Origin of the sequence: Zemynaea arenosa (assembly GCF_004614185.1) — a bacterium.
Classification (GTDB): Bacteria; Pseudomonadota; Gammaproteobacteria; order Burkholderiales; family Burkholderiaceae_D; genus Telluria; species Telluria arenosa.
Genome location: NZ_SPVF01000168.1, coordinates 1 through 4,984, shown reverse-complemented (window position 1 = coordinate 4,984; position 4,984 = coordinate 1). Strand labels below are relative to the sequence as shown.

Genomic DNA, 4,984 nt, shown 5'->3' with positions numbered 1-4,984 from the left:
AGCCGACCGTGGCCGAGTGCCTGGCCACCCCGAGCGCGGCCGGCTGCGGCGACATCATCGCCAAGGCCAAGCAGGCCTGTATCGCCGACCCGTCCGGTCCGAATTGCGGCGCGCTGCTGCCGCCGCTGTCGCTGTGCAAGGAACAGCCGTCGACGGAAGGCTGCTCGGCCGTGCTGCCGAAGCTGGCCGAATGTATCGCCACCCCGTCCCGGGATGGCTGCTCGGTGGTGCTGCCATCGGCCGCCGTCTGCGCCGCGCATCCGACCACCGAGGGCTGCTCGGTCGTGAACCAGTGCCTGGCCGATCCGAAGGCCCCGGGCTGCGGTCCGCTGCTGCCGACCATCGGCGCCTGTATCGCCGACAAGTCCCTGCCAGGCTGCGACGCCGTGCTGCCGAAAGTGGCCGAGTGCCGCGCCAACACCACCCAGCCGGGCTGCGAGGTGATCCTGCCGTCGCTGGCGATCTGCAAACTGGCGCCGAACACGCCGAACTGCGACGTGGTGCTGCCGAATATCGACCTGTGTATCGCCGACAAGACCCGCGACGGCTGCCTGGCCGTGCTGCCGTCCATCGGCCAGTGCACGACCGACCGCACGCAGAAGGGTTGCGAAGTGGTGCTGCCGCCGCTGTCCGCCTGCGTCGTGAACCCAAACGCGGAAGGCTGCATCGCGGTGCTGCCGACCATCGACCAGTGCGTGGCCACACCGTCACTCCCCGGCTGTGGAGTGCGTCTGCCTTCGATGCAGGTGTGTATCGACCAGCCCTCGACCCCAGGCTGCCTGGGCGTGCTGCCGAGGATCGAGGCCTGCGTGACCGATCCGACCAGGGCAGGCTGTGTTGCGGTGCTGCCGAAGCTGGACGCCTGTATCGCCGACAAGACCCGCCTGGGCTGTACAGTGGTGCTGCCGACCCTGGCCGAGTGCATTGGCTCCCCGTCGCTGAACGGCTGCGCGGTGATCCTGCCGAAGATCGAGCAGTGCGCGGTCAATCCGAGCCTGCAGGGTTGCGAGGCCGTGCTGCCGAAGCCCGACTTCTGCTCTACTCATCCGGCCGATCCAACCTGCCGCATCTTTGGCGGCAATACCGGCACCAGTGGCGACCAGAAAGTCCAACCCGTGAACCAGGTGGTGGCGCTGCTCCAGGGCCAGGGCGTGGGCGTCGGCTCCAAGCCGGGCAGCACGGGCACGGCAACCGATCCGAACGATAAACCGACCGGCAAGCCCGGTTCGAGCCCAACCGGCGGCAACGCATCGCCGGAGAAAACCGAAGGAGCCAAGAATGTCCCGGCCACCAAAACCTACTGCAACTGATATGGGGGCGCGCATGTTCAAGGCTGTCTTCCTCTGCGCGCTGCTGCTGGGCGGCTCGGTGGCCTGGGCCGCGCAGGTCGCGGGCACCGTCGTCCAGCTGTCCGGCCCGCTGGTCGCGCGCAAGCCCGACGGCAAGATCAAGGTGCTGGCGCAGAAATCCGAAGTGGAATCGGGCGACACGCTGGTGACGGAGAAGAACACCTTCGCCATGATCCGCTTCATCGACAACAGCGAAATCACGCTGCGCCCGGCCACCACGTTCACGATCGAGAACTTCGCGTTCGAGTCGGACAAGCCGGAGAACGACAGCGCGGCCTACAACCTGGTCAAGGGCGGCCTGCGCTCGGTGACCGGCGCGCTGGGCAAGCGCAACAAGGAAAAGTTCGCGATGAAGACGCCGGCGGCGACCATCGGTATCCGCGGCACCACTTTCATTATCCAGTATGTGCCGCCGACGGGGGCGGGTGGCTTGCCCGTAGTGGGAGTCGGCCAGCTGAACGGGCTGCCGCAGGGCGGGACTGGCGAGAAGTTGCCGGCCGATCCGCTGGGCGGCAAGGGCAAGACCCCGGTCACGCCGGGCATGGGCGCGCTGCCGCCGGAAATCGGAGCGGTCAATCCGGCCCCGCCGGGTGGCACGGCGCCGACGGCGCCACCGCCGCTGGCACCGGGCCTGCACCTGTCGGTGACCGATGGCGCGATCGTCGTCACCAACAACGGCGGTTCGCTGGGCTTCCAGGCTGGCCAGTTCGGCTATGTGCCGAGCGTGAGCCAGCCGCCGATCATCGTGCCGTCCAATCCGAACATCCAGTTTGTGCCGCCGCCGTCATTCAACTCCGGCTCTGGCGGTCCGACGGCTTCCAACGGTCCGGGCCAGGGCCAGGCGGTGGACTGCATCGTGCGCTGAACGCGCCTGACAGCGGTCATAAAAAAGGGGACGTACCCGAGCGGGACGTCCCTTTCTTGTTGTGGCGGCCACTATGCGGCGCTCAACCCTGCCGCATGCGCTCCCACGCGCAGGTGGATCGGCTGAAGCCCACGTGTTGGAAGAAGTCGACGCTTTCGCCCCGCCCCGCGCGTAGCACCCATGTGATCCCGGGATCGCCGGCCGTAATGGCTTCCACCAGCCGCCGGCCCAGCCCGCGTCCTCGGTGCACCGGGTCGACCGCCAGCATGGAAAGATATCCATTCGAGATCTCGTCCGTGATGGCGCGGGCGAAGCCCACCACCTCTCCGTCGCACGCCACCAGCAGCTTGCGCTGCGAGTTGTCGAGCAAGGCCGCGAAGCGCGCGGCGTCACCGACGCGGTGCGACCATCCAGCCGCGGACAGGAATGCGCGGACAGCTTCGTAATCGCTGCGGTCGGCAGTGCGGATCGTGTACTGCGCCGTGTCGTCGGCAGTGTGCATGCGGGTCTCCTGCAAAGGTGTCCAATGAAAAAGGGGCGCCCCCGGACCCCCGGTGGCGCCCCTCGCGGGAACCCCTATCTTACTTGGTCGGCTTGTAAGTGGCGCGCATCAGCTGGATGTTGGCCTGCTGCTCCTTGGTGTACGACTTGTACAGGTCGGCGGCGCCCTTCTTGTCCATCGCCGATTCCATCATCACGTAGAAACCTGCGTGGAACGAGGCCATGGTTGCCATGGCGAATTCCTTGGTGGTCATGCCGTGCTTGGTGATCAGGGCCTTGGCGCGCGGATCGGCGTCCAGCTTCTTGATCATGCCTTCAATCGACTCGTCCTTCTTGCCGTCGTCGCTGTCGTCGTCTTTGTCATCGTCCTTGAGTTTCAGCTTCTTGCCTTCGGCTTCCATGGCTTTCATCTTGGCCAGCACGGCCGGGGTCAGCTGGTAGTGCGAGGCGTCCAGCGGGGCGGCCATGGCCGGGGAGGCGAGGGCCAGGGCCAGGGCGGCGGCGGCCGCGATGCGAGTCAGAGTCATGATGAGCAATCCTGAGTGAAAAGAAACGGCCATTATAGCGGCGCTGCCCAGCCGGAAACTTACCCCCAGCTGGGGTTGATTCGCCATCTGGCGGGCGCAAAAAAGGCGCACCCGCGGGTGCGCCTTGGCATGGGGAAGCGGCGGCGTCAGAGCACGTCGGTCGCGTGGTCGGCCAGGCGCGAACGCTCGCCTCGGGCCAGTGTCACGTGCCCGCTGTGGCTCCAGCCCTTGAAGCGGTCGACCACGTAGGTCAGGCCGCTCGACCCTTCGGTCAGGTAAGGCGTATCGATCTGGGCGATGTTGCCCAGGCAGACGATTTTGGTGCCCGGACCCGCGCGCGTGACCAGCGTCTTCATCTGCTTGGGCGTCAGGTTTTGCGCCTCGTCGATGATGAGGAACTTGTTCACGAAGGTGCGGCCGCGCATGAAGTTGAGCGACTTGATCTTGATCTTCGAGCGGATCAGATCCTGCGTCGCCGCGCGGCCCCAGTCGCCACCCTCGGAGTCGGACTTGTTCAGCACCTCCAGGTTGTCGTCGAAGGCGCCCATCCACGGGCCCATCTTCTCTTCCTCGGTGCCGGGCAGGAAGCCGATGTCCTCGCCCACCGGCACCGTGACGCGGGTGACGATGATCTCGTTGTACATCTTCGTCTCGAGCACCTGCGCCAGGCCGGACGCCAGGGCCAGCAGGGTTTTACCCGTACCAGCCTGGCCGAGCAGGGTGACGAAGTCGCAGTCCGGATTCATCAAGAGGTTGAGCGCGAAGTTCTGCTCGCGGTTGCGCGCGGTGACGCCCCACACGCTGTTCTTGCTGTGGCTGAAGTCGCGCAGGGTCTGGATCACCGCGGTCTTGCCGTTGATCTGCTTGACCTGGCCGTACAGCGGCGCTTCGCCACTCTTCGGCTCCAGGAACACGAACTGGCTCACCAGCAGCGAGGGAATCAGCGGGCCGGTCACGCGGTAGAACGTGGTCGACATGCCGTTCTTGTTCTCTTGCCAGGACTCGACATCCTTGCCGTGCTTGTTCCAGAAGTCGTCCGGCAGCTGGACGATGCCCGAATACAGCAGGTCGGTGTCTTCCAGCACGTGGTCGTTGAAGTAGTCCTCGGCCGGCAGACCCAGCGCGCGGGCCTTGACGCGCATGTTGATGTCCTTGGACACCAGCACGATGGCGCGGCCCGGATACTCCTGCTCCAGCGCGCGCACCACACCGAGGATCTGGTTGTCGGCCTTGCCCTGCGGCAGACCTTCCGGCAGCGCCGGGCCGTTCTGCAGCTTGGTCTGGAAAAACAGACAGCCCTTGGCGTCCTTGTTGCCCAGCTTGCTGAGCGGGATGCCGCGTTCGATGGCTTCGTCATCCATCGACCCGAGCAGGGCGTCCAGCGAGCGCGACACCTGGCGGGCGTTGCGTGCGACTTCGGACATGCCCTTCTTGTGGTTGTCCAGCTCCTCCAGCGTCATCATCGGGAGGTAGACGTCGTGTTCCTCGAAACGGAACAGCGAGGTCGGGTCGTGCATCAGCACGTTGGTGTCGAGCACGAACAGCTTGGGCTGGCCGGCCTGGTCCGCGTTGCGGCTGGCCTTGGATTTGACCACCACCTCGACCGGCTTGTGCTTGGCCGGGTGGGGCGCGACGGCGCGGTCGTCGTCGGCATCGGTCTTGCCCTTGGCGCGGGCGGGTGTCTGGGCGGGTGGCGGCAGGGCGGCTTCTGGCGCCACGGCGGGGACGGCGGATGTCTTGGC

5 protein-coding genes are annotated in these 4,984 nt (G+C 66.3%); 2 read left to right on the top strand and 3 right to left on the bottom strand.

Going from position 1 to position 4,984, the window contains the following annotated elements; genetic code table 11:
* Positions 1-1,310, top strand: a 1,310-nt coding sequence (locus E4L96_RS23730; RefSeq protein WP_167758689.1) for a hypothetical protein, incomplete at its 5' end; no start/stop codon positions are given.
* A 13-nt stretch (positions 1,311-1,323) separates the two neighbouring features.
* Positions 1,324-2,214: a FecR family protein gene (locus tag E4L96_RS13580; protein WP_135207764.1), complete on the top strand. Its 891-nt coding sequence runs from the start codon at positions 1,324-1,326 to the stop codon at positions 2,212-2,214.
* 82 nt (positions 2,215-2,296) lie between these two features.
* Here the strand turns inward: E4L96_RS13580 and E4L96_RS13575 are convergent, their stop codons facing one another.
* The 3 genes from E4L96_RS13575 to E4L96_RS13565 all read right to left on the bottom strand — a co-directional run.
* A complete protein-coding gene (locus E4L96_RS13575) occupies positions 2,297-2,716 on the bottom strand; it encodes a GNAT family N-acetyltransferase (RefSeq protein ID WP_135207763.1) in 420 nt (139 codons plus the stop codon).
* A gap of 79 nt (positions 2,717-2,795) precedes the next feature.
* Positions 2,796-3,242: a hypothetical protein gene (locus tag E4L96_RS13570; RefSeq protein WP_135207762.1), complete on the bottom strand. Its 447-nt coding sequence runs from the start codon at positions 3,240-3,242 to the stop codon at positions 2,796-2,798.
* Positions 3,243-3,388: 146 nt separating this feature from the next.
* A partial coding sequence (locus E4L96_RS13565) for a PhoH family protein (RefSeq protein WP_229414462.1) occupies positions 3,389-4,984 on the bottom strand: 1,596 nt, incomplete at its 5' end.